Origin of the sequence: Streptomyces gottesmaniae, assembly GCF_031845845.1 — a bacterium.
Taxonomy (GTDB): Bacteria; Actinomycetota; Actinomycetes; order Streptomycetales; family Streptomycetaceae; genus Streptomyces; species Streptomyces akebiae.
The window spans coordinates 226358-240996 of the sequence record NZ_JAVRFJ010000006.1; the positions used below are offsets into that span (position 1 = coordinate 226358).

Below are 14639 nucleotides of genomic sequence, written 5' to 3' on the forward strand. Positions count from 1 at the left end.
GTAGAAAGTCCTGCTTCCGGAGGTGTTCGTATGGGTGTGGACCGTACGCCGGGTCTCGTGGAGTGTGCTCGGGCGCTGGCCGCCGGGGAGGTGACGTCACGGGCGTTGGTGGTGGCGGCGCTCGCGCGGATCGAGGCGAGTCAGGGGACCGTGAACGCGTTCCGGCGCGTGCGGGCCGAGGCGGCGCTCGTGGAGGCGGAGGCGGCGGACGAGGAGCTGGCGCAGGGCGGCCGGCGGCCGCTGCTCGGCGTCCCCGTGGCCGTGAAGGACGACATGGACGTGGCGGGTGAACCGACCGCGTTCGGCTGCCGAGGTGAGTTCCCGTCGCTGCCCGAGGACGGCGAGGCCGTACGGCGCCTGCGCGCGGCCGGGGCGATCGTCGTCGGCAAGACCAACACCTGCGAACTGGGGCAGTGGCCGTTCACCGAGGGGCCGGCCTTCGGGGCCACCCGGAACCCCTGGCATCCGGACCACACCCCGGGCGGCTCCTCCGGTGGGTCCGCGGCGGCCGTGGCCGCCGGGCTCGTTCCGGCCGCGCTGGGCTCGGACGGCGCCGGTTCGGTCCGCATCCCGGCCTCCTGGACCCATCTCGTCGGCATCAAGCCCCAGCGCGGCCGCATCTCCACCTGGCCGCACGCGGAGTCCTTCCAGGGCATCACCGTCAACGGCACCCTCGCCCGCACGGTCGCCGACGCCGCCCTCCTCCTCGACGCGGCGAGCGGCAACCACGAAGGCGATCTGCACCGGCCGACCCCCATCAACGCCTCGGAGGCCGTCGGGAGGGACCCGGGGCGGCTCCGCGTCGCCCTGTCGCTGAAGCCTCCGTTCACCGCGCTGCCCGCCCGGCTCGACCCGCGCGTGGAGAAGCGGGTGCGGGCGGTCGCCGAGCGGCTCGCCGCGCTCGGGCACGTCGTGGAGGAGGCGGAGCCGCGGTACGGGCAGATCGGGCTGACGTTCGTCCCGCGCGCCACCGCGGGGATCGCCGAGCGGGTCGGCGCCATCTCCGAGCAGGGCCTCCTCGACCGGCGCACCCTCGACGCCGCCCGCCTCGGCCGACTGCTCGGGGGAGCGCCCCTGCGGCTCGCCCGCCGCGCGGAGGTCACGCTGCACCGGCGGATCGGCGCGCTCTTCTCGACGTACGACGTGCTGCTGGCGCCGACGACGGCCGCTCCCCCGCCCCGCGTCGGGTCCATGGCGAACCTCGGCGGACTCGGCACCGACCGCGCGATGATCGCGGCCTGCCCGTACGCCTGGCCGTGGAACGTGCTGGGCTGGCCCGGGGTGAACGTCCCGGCGGGGTTCGTGGACGGCGGGCTGCCGGTGGGCGCGCAGTTGCTCGGCCCCGCGAACAGCGAGCCTCTCCTGCTGTCGCTGGCCGCGCAGTTGGAGGCGGACCAGCGCTGGCACGAGCTGTGGCCGCCGGAGCACACCACCGCCGACTCGCCCGCCGTGTGAGCGGGTTCGGTGCCCGGGGGCCGACCCGTACGCTGTGACCATGGACGAAGCGTCGATGGTCGGGCTGATGGGACGGGTGACCGGTGCGGTCGGTCCCGGGCTCGTGGGCGAGGTGATCGTCCGGGTGCGGGGCGGCGCCGAGCATTTTCTCGCCTACCCCGCCTCCGCGAAGGACCGGATCGAGCCGGGGACCTTGGTGACGGTGATGGAGTATCTGCCGCCGCGCACCGTGTACGTGTCTGCTGCGTACGACAGTTGACGGTCCGTGAGGTGTCCGGACCGCGCTCTGTCGGCTTTCGGGAACCGGTTGGCATCAGGACTGCAACAAGGGTCCCCCGGCACCTGTACCACCGCTGAACCACGCGGGACACTCCCGACGTTCGGTGCCGAAAGGGCACCTGGCCAAGGGGGGTGTGCCGATGTTCATCGGCATCATCGCGGGGGCCGCCGCAGCGGTGGCTCTGGTACTGATCGCTCTGTTCAAGCTCATGTGGCGTGTGGCCGAACCGAACGAGGCTCTGATCATCTCCGGCTCCAAGCACAAGATGGAGGGCCTGACGGAAGGCATGAACTTCCGTATCGTCACCGGGCGCGGCACGCTCGTGCTGCCCGGCATGCAGGCGGTGCGCAAGCTGTCGCTCGACCTGAACCAGACCGAGTTGGCCGTGGAGTGCGTGACCTTCCAGGGCATTCCGCTGAAGATCCGGGGCGTGGTCATCTTCAAGGTGGGCGACGACTTCGTGTCCATCGCCAACGCGGCCCGCCGCTTCCTCGGCCAGCAGAAGCGGGTCTCGGAGCGGGTGCACAACGTGTTCGCCGGTCATCTCCGGTCCATCGTGGGCGGGTTGACGGTCGAGGACATGATCCGCGACCGCGAGAAGCTGACCGGTCAGACCCGGGCCGCGTGCGGTACGGAGATGGAGAAACTGGGTCTGATCGTCGACTCGCTGCAGATCCACGAGATCGAGGACCCGACCGGCTACATCAAGAACCTGGCCATGCCGCACGCGGCGGCCGTCCAGCGGGACGCCCGTATCGCCCAGGCCGAGGCCAACCGGCTCGCCACCGAGGCCGAGCAGCAGGCCGCAGCGCGCATGGCGGAGGCCACCCGGGACAGCGAGATCCTCCAGGCCGGCTACCAGGCCGAGCGGGACAACGCCTCGGCGCGGGCCAAGCAGGCGGGTCCCCTCGCCGAGGCGGCCGCCTTGCAGGAAGTCGTCGTCCAGGAGACCCGCGTCGCGGAGCTGGCGGCGGCCCGGCGCGAGCAGCAGCTCCAGGCCGACGTCCGCAAGCCGGCCGACGCCAAGGCCTACGAGAAACGGACTCTCGCCGAGGCCGAGCGCGACGCACGTATCTCGGCCGCGCAGGCCAAGGCCAAGGAGACCGAACTGGCGGCCGCCGCCGAGGCGACCGCGACGCAGGTCACCGGTGAGGCCGAGGCCGCCGCCCGGCAGGCCAAGGGGCTCGCGGCCGCCGAGGCCACGCGGGCGAAGGGGCTCGCCGAGGCCGAGGGCATCAAGGCGCGGAGCGCCGCGCTGGCGGAGAACCAGGAAGCGGTGATCGCCCAGCAACTGGCCGAGCGGTGGCCGGAGATCGTGCAGGCGGGGGCGTCCGCGTTCGGGAACGTCGACAACATGGTGCTGCTCAACGGGGCCGACGGGATGGCGGACATGTTCGCCAAGGCGCTCACGATGGGCGGGACCGGGTTGGGGCTGGCGCGGCAGTTGTTGGCCTCGATGAACCAGAACGGGGTGCCTGCCGGCGGCCCGGCCGGCGTCAACGGGGTGCCGGTGGAGAAGGTGCAGGTGGACAGGGAGGCATAGCACCGTGACGTCGGCCGGGAGAGGCCGGCCGCGGACGGTGTGGTTGATCGCGCGGTTGCCCGCGCCCCTCACGGGGCGCGGGTTAGCGTGTGCGCTGTGACTTCCTTCGCTGAGCAGGACGTGCCGGGGCGCTACGGGCCCTTCGCCACCATCGAGGCAGATCCCCGCGGTGTCGGGCGGGTGCGCACCGAGTACGCGCCCGCGCACGACGGGGATCCGGATCCCGGGGAGATCGTCTGGACGTGGGTGCCGTACGAGGAGAACGACGGGCGGGGGAAGGACCGGCCCGTGCTGGTCGTGGCTCGGGAGGCGGGCGGGACCTTGCTCGCCGTGCAGTTGTCGAGCAAGCGGCACGACGGGGACCGGGAGTGGGTGCCGATCGGGAGCGGGCCGTGGGATCGGTCGGGCCGGGACTCGTGGGTGGATGTGGACCGGGTGCTGCGGCTGCACGAGGCGGGGATGCGGCGGGAGGCCTGCGCGTTGGACCGGATGCGGTTCAACTCCGTGGTGCACCGGCTGCGGGAACGGTACGGGTGGCGTTAGGCGGTCACGACGAACTGTCGTTCCGCAGAAGGCCGGCCGCACCGTGCCGGACGCCGTCCGCCGCCCTCGACGAGGTGCGCGCGGGGGCGTTCCGTCGAGCGCTGATCATCCGGCTCCTGCTGCCCGCGCCCGTGCGGAACCGGGGCTGAGCTCTCGTTCGAAGGCGGCCCGGACCGTCGCGCCCCTCGTGCGGTCCAGCACGGCGAACACCACCTGCGCGAAGTGGCCTTCGAATCGGCCGCCGTCGGTGAGCAGGGCACGGAAGGCGCCCGCCACGTGCGCCGGGTCGTTGCCGAAGACACCGCAGCCCCAGGCGCCGAGGACCAGCCTCCGGTAACCGTGTGCCACGGCCGTCTCCAGGACTCGTTCGGCGCGCACGGCCAGGGCGCGCGGCAGCTCCGGGGCGCGCTCGGGCATCGTGCGCAGGACGACCGACGCGTTCGGAGCCGCCGAGGTCAGGAAGCCGGTCGTGTACGGGGTGTCGAGGAGGGTGGCCCGGTCGTCGCGGAAGACGGGGACGGCGGGTGAGTGGATGACACGGTCCGTGTAGAACGGATCGCGGTGGGTGCGGTGGTGGTCGTAGAAGGCGCGGGTCTCGCGGACGCAGGTGTAGAGGGCGGAGGCCCGGCAGAGGGCTTCCTCCTGGGCCTGGGCGCCGTTGAGGTAGCCGCCGCCGGGGTTGCGGGCGGAGGAGAAGTTCAGGACGGCCACGGGGGTGGCGTCGGTGGCTGTCAGGCGGTGAGCGGCTTCCAGGCTGCTCTCGCCGGTGACCTCGACGGTCGACGCGACGGGGTCGACCGGTGGGGTCGGCACCGGGTCCGGGCCGTACAGGCGGGTGCCGGAGCATGCGGCCTCGATCGCGGCCGTCAGGGAGACCTCGTGGCCGGCCGGGGCGCGGTAGCCGCCCGCCGCCACGATCCGTTCGGTCTCGTGTGCGATTCCGCGGAGACGGGCGCTCATCGCGGCGCCGCCGTGTCTCCCGCGCGCGCCGCCCGCGCGTACTCCCCCGTCGTGCTCATGGGTGCATCCTGGGCGATGCTGGTGAGTGACCGCAACGGAGTTTTCTCGTGTGAATGACTCGGGACGCATACGGGAAGAGGTGCCAGGAGTTCCCGTAAACAGAGATCACCGATCCGCATTGCCACGATGTGCCCCCTTGTGCGAGAGCGGCGCGAGGGTTTTGGGTGGGACGAGCGCTGCCGTTCCGGCCCCACCGGGCGCGGATCGGCGGCTTGGTTGACGAGATGGCATCTCAGGAGGATCCCGACATGTCAGATTCGACGAGTGGCTGTACGGAGCACCGCTCCCCGGTCACCGAGGCGGAGGTCGAGGCCCTGGTACGGGGCATCTGCTTCAAGACCGGTCCACCCCGCACCCTCGGTGTGGAGCTGGAATGGCACGTCCACGAGCTGCGTGATCCGCGGCTCCCGGCAACACCCGCACGACTCGAAGCGGCCTACGCCGCACTGCGGACCCTGACCCTGAACTCGCCCCTGACCGTCGAGCCCGGCGGCCAGCTGGAGCTCAGCTCGGCGCCGGCCGCCTCCCTGATGGAGTGCGTCGGGTCCGTCTCGGCCGACCTCGTCGCCGTACGCGCGACGCTGCGTGAGGCGGGTCTCGGCATCAGCGGCTTCGGCCACGAACCCTGGAACCCCCCGACCCGCTACCTCCATGAGCCCCGCTACGACGCGATGGAGGTCTATCTCGACCGCTTCGGACCCGAGGGGCGGGCCATGATGTGCTCCTCCGCCTCGGTGCAGGTGTGTCTCGACGCCGGGTACGAGGAGCCGGGCCCCCTCGGTCACCAGCGGCGCTGGTGGCTGGCGCACCAGCTCGGCGCCGTACTGGTGGCGGCGTTCGCGCACTCCCCGCTGGCGCGCGGCCGGGTCACCGGCTGGCGTTCGACCCGGCAGGCGCTGTGGGCCGCCATGGACCCCGGGCGTACGGACGCGCCGTCGCTGGACGGCGACCCGCGCGCCGCGTGGGCCCGGCTGGTGCTGGACGCGCCCGTGATGTGCGTCCGGGCCGACGAGGGCCCCTGGGCCGTGCCCGGAGCGATGACGTTCCGGGAGTGGACGCGGTCCGACAGCCCGCCGAGCCGGGCCGACCTCGACTACCACCTGACGACCCTGTTCCCGCCGGTGCGCCCGCGTGGCCATCTGGAGTTCCGCATGATCGACGCGCAGCCGGGCGAGGACGGGTGGATCGTGCCGCTCGCCGTGACGGCGGCGCTGTTCGAGGATCCGGCGGCCGCCGAGACCGCGTACCGGACCGTCAAGCCCCTCGCGGAGCGGGCCGGTTCGCAACCGCCACCGCGCAATCCGCTGTGGGAGGCGGCGGCCCGGGACGGGCTGGCCGATCCCGAACTGCGGGAGGCGGCGGTGGTCTGCTTCGCCGCGGCGGCCGAGGCGCTGCCCAGACTCGGGGCGAGCCCCGAGGTGATCGACGCGGTCGCGGCGTACACCGACCGCTATGTGGCCCGGGGTCGCTGCCCCGCCGACGATGTGCTCGACCTGTCGCACGGGAAGGACCTCCCCGCATGACCGCACCCGAGACGCCGGCTCCGACGACCGACGCCGACCCCGACATACTCCGGGAGCGCGCGCTGGCGGCGCTGACCACGGCCCGGGCCCGCACCGCGCTCCTGACCACCGCCGTCGAGGAACCCGATCTCACCGCGCAGCACTCGCCGCTGATGTCGCCCCTGGTGTGGGACCTCGCCCACATCGGCAACCAGGAGGAGCTGTGGCTGCTGCGGAACGTCGCCGGGCGGGAGGCGATGCGGCCCGAGATCGACGGACTGTACGACGCTTTCGAGCATCCGCGCGCCGAGCGGCCCTCGTTGCCGCTGCTGCCGCCTGAGGAGGCCCGGCGGTATCTGGCGGAGGTGCGCGGCCGGGCCCTGGACGTGCTGGAGAGCGTCGACTTCCACGGCACCCGGCTCACCGACGCGGGCTTCGCCTTCGGCATGATCGCCCAGCACGAACAGCAGCACGACGAGACGATGCTGATCACCCATCAGCTGCGCAAGGGCCACGCCGTGCTGTCGGCGCCGGACCCGGAGCCGGTCCCGCTGTACACGGGGCCGTCCGAAGTCCTCGTACCCGGCGGGGAGTTCGTGATGGGCACCTCGACCGAGCCGTGGGCGCTGGACAACGAACGGCCGGCGCACCGGCGGATCGTCCCGGCGTTCCACATCGACACCACACCGGTGACGAACGGCGCGTACCAGGCGTTCATCGAGGACGGCGGTTACGACGACGAGCGCTGGTGGACGGCCGAGGGCTGGGACCACATCCGTGCGCACGGCATCCACGCGCCGCTGTTCTGGCGGCGCGACGGCCGGCAGTGGCTGCGGCGGCGCTTCGGGGTCACCGAGGTCGTACCGGCAGACGAACCGGTGCTGCACGTGTGCTGGTACGAGGCCGACGCGTACGCCCGCTGGGCGGGGCGGCGGCTGCCCACGGAGGCCGAGTGGGAGAAGGCGGCCCGGCACGACCCGGTCACCGGCCGCTCCGCCCGTTACCCGTGGGGCGACGCCGATCCGGGGCCCGAACAGGCCAACCTGGGGCAGCGGCATCTGCGCCCGGCACCGGCCGGCAGCTATCCGGCGGGGGAATCGCCCCTGGGCGTACGGCAGTTGATCGGTGACGTGTGGGAGTGGACGTCGAGCGACTTCCTGCCCTACCCGGGGTTCACGGCGTTCCCCTACAAGGAGTACTCGGAGGTGTTCTTCGGCCCCGAGTACAAGGTGTTGCGCGGGGGCGCGTTCGCCGTGGACCCGGTGGCGTGCCGGGGGACGTTCCGCAACTGGGACTACCCGATCCGGCGGCAGATCTTCAGCGGCTTCCGCACGGCGCGGGACGCCTCCCCGGAGGTCGTCTGATGTGTCGCCATCTCGCTTATCTCGGGCCGCAGTCGGCGCTGGGCCGGGTTCTGCTGGATCCGCCGCACAGCCTGTTCCGGCAGTCGTGGGCGCCCCGGCGGCAGCGGTACGGGACCGTCAACGCCGACGGCTTCGGGGTCGGTTGGTACGCCGAGGGGGACCCCGTGCCGGGGCGGTACCGCCGGTCCGGGCCCATCTGGGGGGACCTGTCCTTCACCGACCTCGCCCGGGTGGTCCGTTCCGGGGCGCTGCTGGCCGCCGTGCGGGACGCCACGGTGCCGGGGGCGGACAACGAGGCCGCCGCGGCGCCGTACGCCGCCGGGCCCTGGCTGTTCAGCCACAACGGGGCGGTCGCCGGCTGGCCCCGGTCGCTGGGGCATCTCGCGGACGGGCTGCCCGCCGCGGAGCTGCTGTCGATGGAGGCCCGCAACGACTCCGCGCTCGTGTGGGCGCTGGTCCTGAACCGGCTGCGCGCGGGCGACGAGGAGGGCCAGGCGCTGGCCGACACGGTCCTCGACGTCGCCCGGGCGGCGCCCGGTTCACGGCTCAACCTCCTGCTGACCAACGGGGAGGCGATCACCGCGACGGCCTGGGGCGACACGCTCTGGTACCTCGCCGAGCCCGGCCGCAGCACGGTCGTGGCCTCCGAGCCGTACGACGACGATCCGCACTGGGTGGAGGTCCCGGACCGCACGCTGCTGGCGGCGAGCCGTGACGACGTCCTGCTCACCCCGCTCAAGGAGCTGGAGGAACCCAGCCGCCCGCACGACGAGACCGCCCCCGCACGGCCGAAGGAGCCTTCCGAGTGAGCCCGTTCCTCCTCACCCGCACCCTGCCCGAGGACGCCACCGACGCGGCCCTGCGCGCCGATGTCCTGGAGGGCCTGACCCGCGCCCCGAAGACACTCCCGCCGAAGTGGTTCTACGACGCGCGCGGCAGTGAACTGTTCGAGCGGATCACCGAGTTGCCCGAGTACTACCCGACCCGTGCCGAACGGGAGATCCTCGTCGGCCGGGCGGGCGAGATCGCCGCGGCGAGCGGCGCGCGCACCCTGGTCGAGCTGGGGTCCGGCTCCTCCGACAAGACCCGGCACCTGCTGGACGCGATGCCGGGCCTGCACACCTATGTGCCGGTCGACGTGAGCGAGAGCGCCCTGCGGCAGGCGGGCGAGGCGCTGGTCGCCGAGCGGCCGGGGCTGAATGTGCACGCCCTGATCGCCGACTTCACCGCCGGGCTCGACCTGCCCGAGACGCCGGGGCCGCGTCTGGTGGTGTTCCTGGGCGGCACCATCGGCAATCTGGTGCCCGCGGAGCGCGCCGCGTTCCTGGGCGCCGTACGGGCCCTGCTGGCGCCGGGTGACGCGTTGCTCCTGGGCACGGACCTGGTCAAGGACGAGGCGGTGCTGGTCGCCGCGTACGACGACGCGGCCGGGGTGACGGCCGAGTTCAACAAGAACGTGCTCAACGTGGTCGACCGGGAGCTGGGGGCGGACTTCGACCCCGACGCCTTCGACCATGTCGCCCTCTGGAACGCGGAGTGCGAGTGGATCGAGATGCGGCTGCGGTCCCGTACGGCGCAGACGGTGAAGATCCCCGCGCTGGATCTCGCGGTCGATTTCGAGGCCGGGGAGGAAGTGCGGACCGAGGTGTCCGCGAAGTTCCGCAAGGAGGGGGTTCGGGACGAACTGGCTTCTGTCGGGCTGGAGTTGACGCATTGGTGGACGGATGAGGAGGGGCGGTTCGCGCTGTCGTTGAGTGGGGCGGGGTAGGGGGAGGGGTGCGTTGTCGGGTGCGGGTGCGTGGGGGCTGGTCGCGCAGTTCCCCGCGCCCCTGAAAAGCGGGGCTGCGCCCCTGCTTTTCCAACCCACTCACCCGCACCCGCCCGGCATCTCTCGCGCCGTCGGGCGACCTGGGGCACCGTGGAGTGACGTGTGGCGTATCGGCCACCGGTGGAGCACGCGACAAGGAGAACCCGCATGACCGACCACGTGTACCGGGTCACCGAGATCGTCGGCAGTTCGGCCGAGAGCGTCGACCACGCCATTCGCAACGGTGTCGCCCGCGCCGCCCAGACCCTGCGCAACCTCGACTGGTTCGAGGTGACGCAGGTCCGGGGGCACATCGAGGACGGGCAGATCGCGCACTACCAGGTCGGCCTCAAGGTCGGCTTCCGGCTGGACGAGGCGGAGTGACGGACCGGGGCGGCCCGGCCCGTAGGGCTCCGGCCCTCAGGTCCGGCCCTCCCGTTCCTGCGCCACCTTCAGCGCGGCGGAGGCCGCGGCCCAGCGCGCCCGTACGACCGTGAAGCCCGCCCGCTCCGCGTCCTCGCAGACCAGTTCGTCGTCGTCCACGAGGACGCGGATCTCGCGGGTCCGGGCGAGGTCGCGGAGGATCTCCAGCTTGGTGCGGCGGGCGGGCCTGCGGTCGTTGTTCCGGCGCATCCAGATCCGCCCTTCGGGCAGCCCCTGCGCCGCCAGCCAGTCGACGGTGTCGCGGCGGCAGCGCTCGGGGCGCCCGGTCAGATACACGACCTCGCACTCCTCGGCGCTCTCCCGGGCGAGCGCCACGCCCTCGGCCAGCGGCGGATCCTGTGGCGCGGCGGCGAAGAACGCGTCCCAGTCGCGCGGGCTGCGCTCCAGGAACCGCTGCCGGTGCGCGGTGTCGGCGAGGGTGTTGTCGAGGTCGAATACGGCGAGGGGCCGGTCGTTGTCGGTCACGGCACCAGCCTAGGCAGCGGCTGACTCGTGTCGTCCGCCGTCGCTTCACACAACAACCACGAAGCCCGCCAGCAGCTTGAGGTTTCAAACGTTAAGGTCGTCATCTCCCCCCACCCAGCACAGGAGAATCGGCGTGCCTGACGGCGAAGTGATCGTGATCGGCGGCGGATACGGCGGCATCCGCCTCGCCAGACAACTGGACGAGATCGCACGGGTCACCCTCGTGGACCGCAAGGAGGTCTTCTTCCACCGCATCGCCGCCTTGCGCGCGGGCGTGCGCGAGGCATGGACGACCACCCCCTTCATCCCGTACGACCGACTGCTGCGCCACGGCCGTGTGGTCGTCGGCAAGGCGGTCGACATCGACACCGGCGAGCGGCAGGTGAAGCTCGCCACGGGTGAGCGGCTGCCGTACGACGTGGTGGTGATCGCGACCGGCGCGGACTATCCCGAGCCGGCGCGTTTCCTCGGCACCACTCCCGAGGAGGCGGGCAAGACGTTCGCCGCGTACCAGGAGAACGTGGCGGCCGCCGAGCACGTCCTGATCGTCGGCGGCGGGCCCGGTGGTGTGGAGCTCGCCGCCGAGGTCCGGCTGGCCCGGCCGGACGCGCGGGTCACCCTCGCGCACGCGGGATCGGAACTGCTCAGCTCCACCGGCAGCAAGTGGGCGGGACGACGGGCCCTGACCTGGCTGGAGTCGCACGACGTGGAGGTCAGGCTCGACACGTTCGTCTCCCAGGGGCCCGACTTCGGCACCTACCGGGACGGCCGGGGCGGGCTCGTCGAGGCGGACCTCGCGTTCTGGGCCAACGGCACCACGCCGAACACGCTCTGGCTGCGGCTGGCCGGGCACGGGGCGTGGCTGAACGCGGCCGGGCAGGTCAAGGTCGACCGGATGCTACGGGTCGACGGGCGCCTCGACGTGTTCGCGGTCGGCGACGTGAACGATGTGAGCGAGCAGAAGGTCTCCCCCGTCGCGTTCGCCCAGGCCGACATCGCCGCCCACAACATCCGTTCCTATCTGGGGAGTTCGGGCAAGCACCGTAAGGAACCGCGACTGTACCGGCCGATCCGGCGGACCCCGCTGATCGTCCCTCTCGGTTCGGCCGACGGGATCACGCTGCTGCCGGTGCCGGGCGGCGAGACGGCCGTGCTGGGGGCTCGGACGTCCACGCTGGCGAAGGCGAAGACGCTGATGACGCCGTATGTGCGCAAGCAGTTGGGCTATTGAGGGTCGAGCGTCGCGGGTCGGGCACGGGTGCGTGGGCTTACCCCGTCAGTCGGCCCGCACCGGTCCCGCCGCCTCCTGCTCCACCAGGTCGTTCGCATGCGTGAGGAAGTCGTCGACCATCCGGTGGAAGAGACCCGCGAGCTGCCGGAGCTCCTCCGGGGACCACTCGGACAGCGCCATCTGCATGCCACGCACGCCGGCCTCGCGGATGCGTCCTATGGCCTCCTCACCGGCCGACGTCAGCTCGATGCGCTGGGCGCGGCGGTCGTCCGGGTCCGGTACGCGGGTGACGTAGCCGGTCCTCTGGAGCTGCTGCACCTGGCGGGTGACATGGGAGGCCTCGACACCGAGCCGGTTGGCCAGCTCCCCCGGGCGCAGCGGCTCGGAGTCGGCGATCTGCCGCAGCAGCGCCACGGCGGCACGGTCCAGCGGCACGCCGGCCAGGCTCATCAGGCGCTCGTGGGCCCGCGCCCGGGTGCTGAGGTAGGTGATGCGAGTGAGGGCTCGCTCGATCTCGATCACTTCCGCCGAGGCGGGGTCGGAGGGTAGCGGTGATGGGGACATGGGAGCTACTTTACCATCTTGTTGCCTGACTCAAGTAAATTCATGGCCCGGGGTACCCCCGCGACCGAACGGAGCCCCATGTCCCTTCTCGCCCGCCCGGCGGTGGCCGCCTTCGCGGCCAAGGCGATGCAGCGTATCGCGTCAGTGGCGAGCGGCCGGTCCCGTGGGCCGGGCTCCGCCGCCGGATGGCGCGCCCGGCTGCCCGAGTACGCCTGCGCCACCCGCGAGTTGACCGTCCCCACCGCCTACGGCCCGGCCCGCGCCGTGCTGTACCTGCCCACCGCCGAGGACACTGTCCCCCCGCCGGTCCACGTCAACTTCCACGGCGGCGGCTATGTCATGCCCCAGATCGAGCTGGACGACGCGCTGTGCCGGTGCATAGCCGTCGAGGCCGGCGCGGCCGTGCTCAACGTGGACTACGTGGTCGCCCCACAGCACCCGTTCCCGGCGCCGCCCCGGCAGGCGTACGAGATCGTGCGCTGGGTCGCCGGGCATGGGAGCGAGCACGGCTGGGACGGCGCACGGCTCTCGGTGGGCGGGCAGAGCGCGGGCGGCGGCCTCGCGGCGGCGGTGGCCCGCCAGGCCCTGGAGGAGGGCGGCCCCTCGATCGCGCTCCAGGTGCTGCACTACCCGCCGCTCGACCTCGCCACCGCCGCCCGCGACAAGCGGGCCGCGATCGCCAAGCCGATGCTGCGGCCATGGATGGCGGACGTCTTCGACAGCGCGTACATCCCGGACCCGAAGCGGCGCGCCGACCGGCTGGTCTCACCGGCGCACCCCTCGGACACGGCTGATCTCAGGGGCATCGCCCCGGCCTTCGTCGTCACCGCCGAGTTCGACCTCCTCAAGGCCGAGGGCGTCGCCTACGCCGACCGGCTCCGCACCGCCGGGGCCCTGGTCGGTCACCACGACGTAAGCGGCGCCGACCACGGCTACGACACCAACGACGAGGCCCGGGCCCGCGAGGTCTACCCACTGATCGCCGCGCGCGTGCGGCAGGCCTTCGACGGAGGGGCGGCCGAGGAGACGCTGTAGGGGGCGGGGCGGGCCCCCGCCGGGGTGGGGCCCGCCCGTGCGGCGGTGTTCAGCCCATCGGGTCAGGCATGTCGCGGACTCGTACCGGGTGGCACGGCGGGACGTGCGCAGGGAGGCGCTGCCGATGCAGGCTGTGACCGTGGAGGAGACACCGGCGAGTGCGAAGGCGGTGAAGCCCCGGTCGCCGTCGCCCGCGGCGAGCAGCCGGCCGCCGAGCCAGGGGCCGTGAGGAAGGCGGCCAGGAAGGTCACGCCCAGCGACATCCGGGCACTGAGCCGGAAGACCCCGGCGGCGGTCAGCGCGCACCAGATCGCCGAGACGCGCGGTGCGCCGAATCGGGGCAGGAAAGATCGGGGACGGGGAGGGGGACATCGTTGCCCGTCAGTCGACCGGCGGGGTGCCGTGTGTGTGGAACGACTCGATGGTTTTCAGGCCCCACGCCTGCCCCTTGGCGCGTTCCGCCTGGGTCCAGGTGATGAGCGGCCAGTCGGGGGCGAGGACGAGCCGCGTGAGCGGGTTGCACAGCTCGATCCGGTTGCCGCCGGGCTCGTAGACGTAGAGGAAGAACGTCTGCTGGATGGCGTGCTTGTGCGGGCCGGTCTCGATGAACACGCCCTGGTCCAGGCAGAGATCGGCGGCCCGCAGGATGTCCTCGCGGGTGTCGGTGGCGAACGCGATGTGGTGCAGTCGGCCGTGTGAGCCGGTCCAGTCCTCGGTGTAGACGACGTCGTACGACTTGTTGGTGAAGGTGAGCCACTGGGCGGCGACCTTCCCGGTGTCGAGGACGATCTGTTCGGTGGCGCGGGCGCCGAGCACCTCGCGGGTGAAGGCGGCGTTGGCCTCGACGTCGGAGGCCAGGAAGTTGACGTGGTCGAGGCGGCGCACGCCGACGCCGTGCCCGGGTTTGGCCTGCGGCTGGTTCTTCAGGCCCGGCCTGAGCTCGGCCGGCGCCTCGTACCACTCGCTCTCCCAGTACAGGGCGATCTCGTGGCCGTCGGGGTCGGTGCTGACGTACAGCGGGCCGATGCCCGGTTCGTCCTCGACCCAGCGGCCCGCGCGGCCGGTGCTCTCCAGTTCCTTGACCCGGCGCCGCAGGGCTTCCTCACCGGAGGTGCGCAGTGCGGTGCGGCGGATGCCGTTGGTGGAGTGGGCGGTGAGGGTGAGGCTGTGGTGCTCGTAGTCGTCCCAGGTCCGCAGATGGACCGAGCCGCCGGAGCGGCCGTTCTCGGTCAGGCCCAGGATCTCGGTGAAGAACCAGAGGCTGCCGTCGAGGTCGGGGGTGAGCAGTTCGACATGGCCGAGGTGGGCGATGTCGCCGAGCGGCGGGGTCATCGGTGACTCCTTGGGGGGCGTGGGGCGCTGCGGGGTCAGGGGTGGGAGGCCAGG

15 protein-coding genes are annotated in these 14639 nt (G+C 72.5%); 11 read left to right on the plus strand and 4 right to left on the minus strand.

Features of this window, described 5'->3' with window-relative positions:
* Window positions 1–30: 30 nt before the first annotated feature.
* The 4 genes from RM704_RS09760 to RM704_RS09775 all read left to right on the plus strand — a co-directional run bounded on the left by RM704_RS09760 (window position 31) and on the right by RM704_RS09775 (window position 3821).
* A complete protein-coding gene (locus RM704_RS09760) occupies window positions 31–1455 on the plus strand; it encodes an amidase (protein WP_033528431.1) in 1425 nt (474 codons plus the stop codon).
* A gap of 40 nt (window positions 1456–1495) precedes the next feature.
* Complete coding sequence (locus tag RM704_RS09765) at window positions 1496–1714, plus strand: NfeD C-terminal domain-containing protein (RefSeq protein ID WP_498076432.1); 219 nt, start codon at window positions 1496–1498, stop codon at window positions 1712–1714.
* Window positions 1715–1874: 160 nt separating this feature from the next.
* Complete coding sequence (locus RM704_RS09770; protein ID WP_033528429.1) at window positions 1875–3278, plus strand: flotillin family protein; 1404 nt, start codon at window positions 1875–1877, stop codon at window positions 3276–3278.
* Window positions 3279–3374: 96 nt separating this feature from the next.
* The gene (locus RM704_RS09775) at window positions 3375–3821 is read left to right on the plus strand and encodes a type II toxin-antitoxin system PemK/MazF family toxin (RefSeq protein ID WP_033528428.1); all 447 of its coding nucleotides are present in this window, start codon (window positions 3375–3377) and stop codon (window positions 3819–3821) included.
* A gap of 105 nt (window positions 3822–3926) precedes the next feature.
* Here RM704_RS09775 and RM704_RS09780 read toward each other — a convergent pair whose 3' ends face one another.
* A complete protein-coding gene (locus RM704_RS09780) occupies window positions 3927–4781 on the minus strand; it encodes a TIGR02452 family protein (protein ID WP_033528427.1) in 855 nt (284 codons plus the stop codon).
* 308 nt (window positions 4782–5089) lie between these two features.
* Here RM704_RS09780 and egtA point away from each other — a divergent pair, with 308 nt between their 5' ends.
* From egtA to RM704_RS09805, 5 genes are all read left to right on the plus strand, one after another.
* A complete protein-coding gene (gene egtA / locus RM704_RS09785; RefSeq protein ID WP_033528426.1) occupies window positions 5090–6364 on the plus strand; it encodes an ergothioneine biosynthesis glutamate--cysteine ligase EgtA in 1275 nt (424 codons plus the stop codon).
* On the plus strand, window positions 6361–7707 hold the full coding sequence (egtB, locus tag RM704_RS09790; RefSeq protein ID WP_033528425.1) for an ergothioneine biosynthesis protein EgtB: 1347 nt from the start codon (window positions 6361–6363) through the stop codon (window positions 7705–7707). Before egtA ends, egtB begins: the two co-directional genes overlap by 4 nt.
* On the plus strand, window positions 7707–8516 hold the full coding sequence (egtC, locus tag RM704_RS09795) for an ergothioneine biosynthesis protein EgtC (protein WP_033528424.1): 810 nt from the start codon (window positions 7707–7709) through the stop codon (window positions 8514–8516). Before egtB ends, egtC begins: the two co-directional genes overlap by 1 nt.
* Window positions 8513–9475: an L-histidine N(alpha)-methyltransferase gene (gene egtD / locus RM704_RS09800; protein WP_033528423.1), complete on the plus strand. Its 963-nt coding sequence runs from the start codon at window positions 8513–8515 to the stop codon at window positions 9473–9475. Before egtC ends, egtD begins: the two co-directional genes overlap by 4 nt.
* A 207-nt stretch (window positions 9476–9682) precedes the next feature.
* Entirely contained in the window at window positions 9683–9898 is a 216-nt protein-coding gene (locus tag RM704_RS09805; protein ID WP_033528422.1) for a dodecin, read from the plus strand.
* 36 nt (window positions 9899–9934) lie between these two features.
* On the opposite strand, the gene RM704_RS09810 is transcribed toward RM704_RS09805, so the two are convergent.
* On the minus strand, window positions 9935–10423 hold the full coding sequence (locus RM704_RS09810) for a phosphatase domain-containing protein (RefSeq protein WP_033528421.1): 489 nt from the start codon (window positions 10421–10423) through the stop codon (window positions 9935–9937).
* Window positions 10424–10556: 133 nt separating this feature from the next.
* On the opposite strand from RM704_RS09810, the gene RM704_RS09815 reads away from it, so the two are divergent.
* On the plus strand, window positions 10557–11654 hold the full coding sequence (locus tag RM704_RS09815) for an NAD(P)/FAD-dependent oxidoreductase (protein WP_033528420.1): 1098 nt from the start codon (window positions 10557–10559) through the stop codon (window positions 11652–11654).
* Window positions 11655–11699: 45 nt separating this feature from the next.
* Here RM704_RS09815 and RM704_RS09820 read toward each other — a convergent pair whose 3' ends face one another.
* The gene (locus tag RM704_RS09820) at window positions 11700–12218 is read right to left on the minus strand and encodes a MarR family winged helix-turn-helix transcriptional regulator (protein WP_192829699.1); all 519 of its coding nucleotides are present in this window, start codon (window positions 12216–12218) and stop codon (window positions 11700–11702) included.
* Between the two features lie 78 nt (window positions 12219–12296).
* On the opposite strand from RM704_RS09820, the gene RM704_RS09825 reads away from it, so the two are divergent.
* Window positions 12297–13253, plus strand: a complete 957-nt coding sequence (locus RM704_RS09825) for an alpha/beta hydrolase (protein ID WP_033528418.1) — start codon at window positions 12297–12299, stop codon at window positions 13251–13253.
* A gap of 381 nt (window positions 13254–13634) precedes the next feature.
* On the opposite strand, the gene RM704_RS09830 is transcribed toward RM704_RS09825, so the two are convergent.
* On the minus strand, window positions 13635–14585 hold the full coding sequence (locus RM704_RS09830; protein WP_033528417.1) for a catechol 2,3-dioxygenase: 951 nt from the start codon (window positions 14583–14585) through the stop codon (window positions 13635–13637).
* Between the last annotated feature and the right edge of the window lie 54 nt (window positions 14586–14639).

Coding starts and splice junctions, on each gene's coding strand:
- RM704_RS09820 (WP_192829699.1), bottom strand. CDS start 12,218: ATGTCCCCATCACCGCTACCCTCCGACCCCGCCTCGGCGGAAGTGATC.
- RM704_RS09805 (WP_033528422.1), top strand. CDS start 9,683: ATGACCGACCACGTGTACCGGGTCACCGAGATCGTCGGCAGTTCGGCC.
- RM704_RS09760 (WP_033528431.1), top strand. CDS start 31: ATGGGTGTGGACCGTACGCCGGGTCTCGTGGAGTGTGCTCGGGCGCTG.
- egtB (WP_033528425.1), top strand. CDS start 6,361: ATGACCGCACCCGAGACGCCGGCTCCGACGACCGACGCCGACCCCGAC.
- RM704_RS09770 (WP_033528429.1), top strand. CDS start 1,875: ATGTTCATCGGCATCATCGCGGGGGCCGCCGCAGCGGTGGCTCTGGTA.
- RM704_RS09830 (WP_033528417.1), bottom strand. CDS start 14,585: ATGACCCCGCCGCTCGGCGACATCGCCCACCTCGGCCATGTCGAACTG.
- RM704_RS09780 (WP_033528427.1), bottom strand. CDS start 4,781: ATGAGCGCCCGTCTCCGCGGAATCGCACACGAGACCGAACGGATCGTG.
- egtC (WP_033528424.1), top strand. CDS start 7,707: ATGTGTCGCCATCTCGCTTATCTCGGGCCGCAGTCGGCGCTGGGCCGG.
- RM704_RS09765 (WP_498076432.1), top strand. CDS start 1,496: ATGGACGAAGCGTCGATGGTCGGGCTGATGGGACGGGTGACCGGTGCG.
- egtA (WP_033528426.1), top strand. CDS start 5,090: ATGTCAGATTCGACGAGTGGCTGTACGGAGCACCGCTCCCCGGTCACC.
- RM704_RS09825 (WP_033528418.1), top strand. CDS start 12,297: ATGTCCCTTCTCGCCCGCCCGGCGGTGGCCGCCTTCGCGGCCAAGGCG.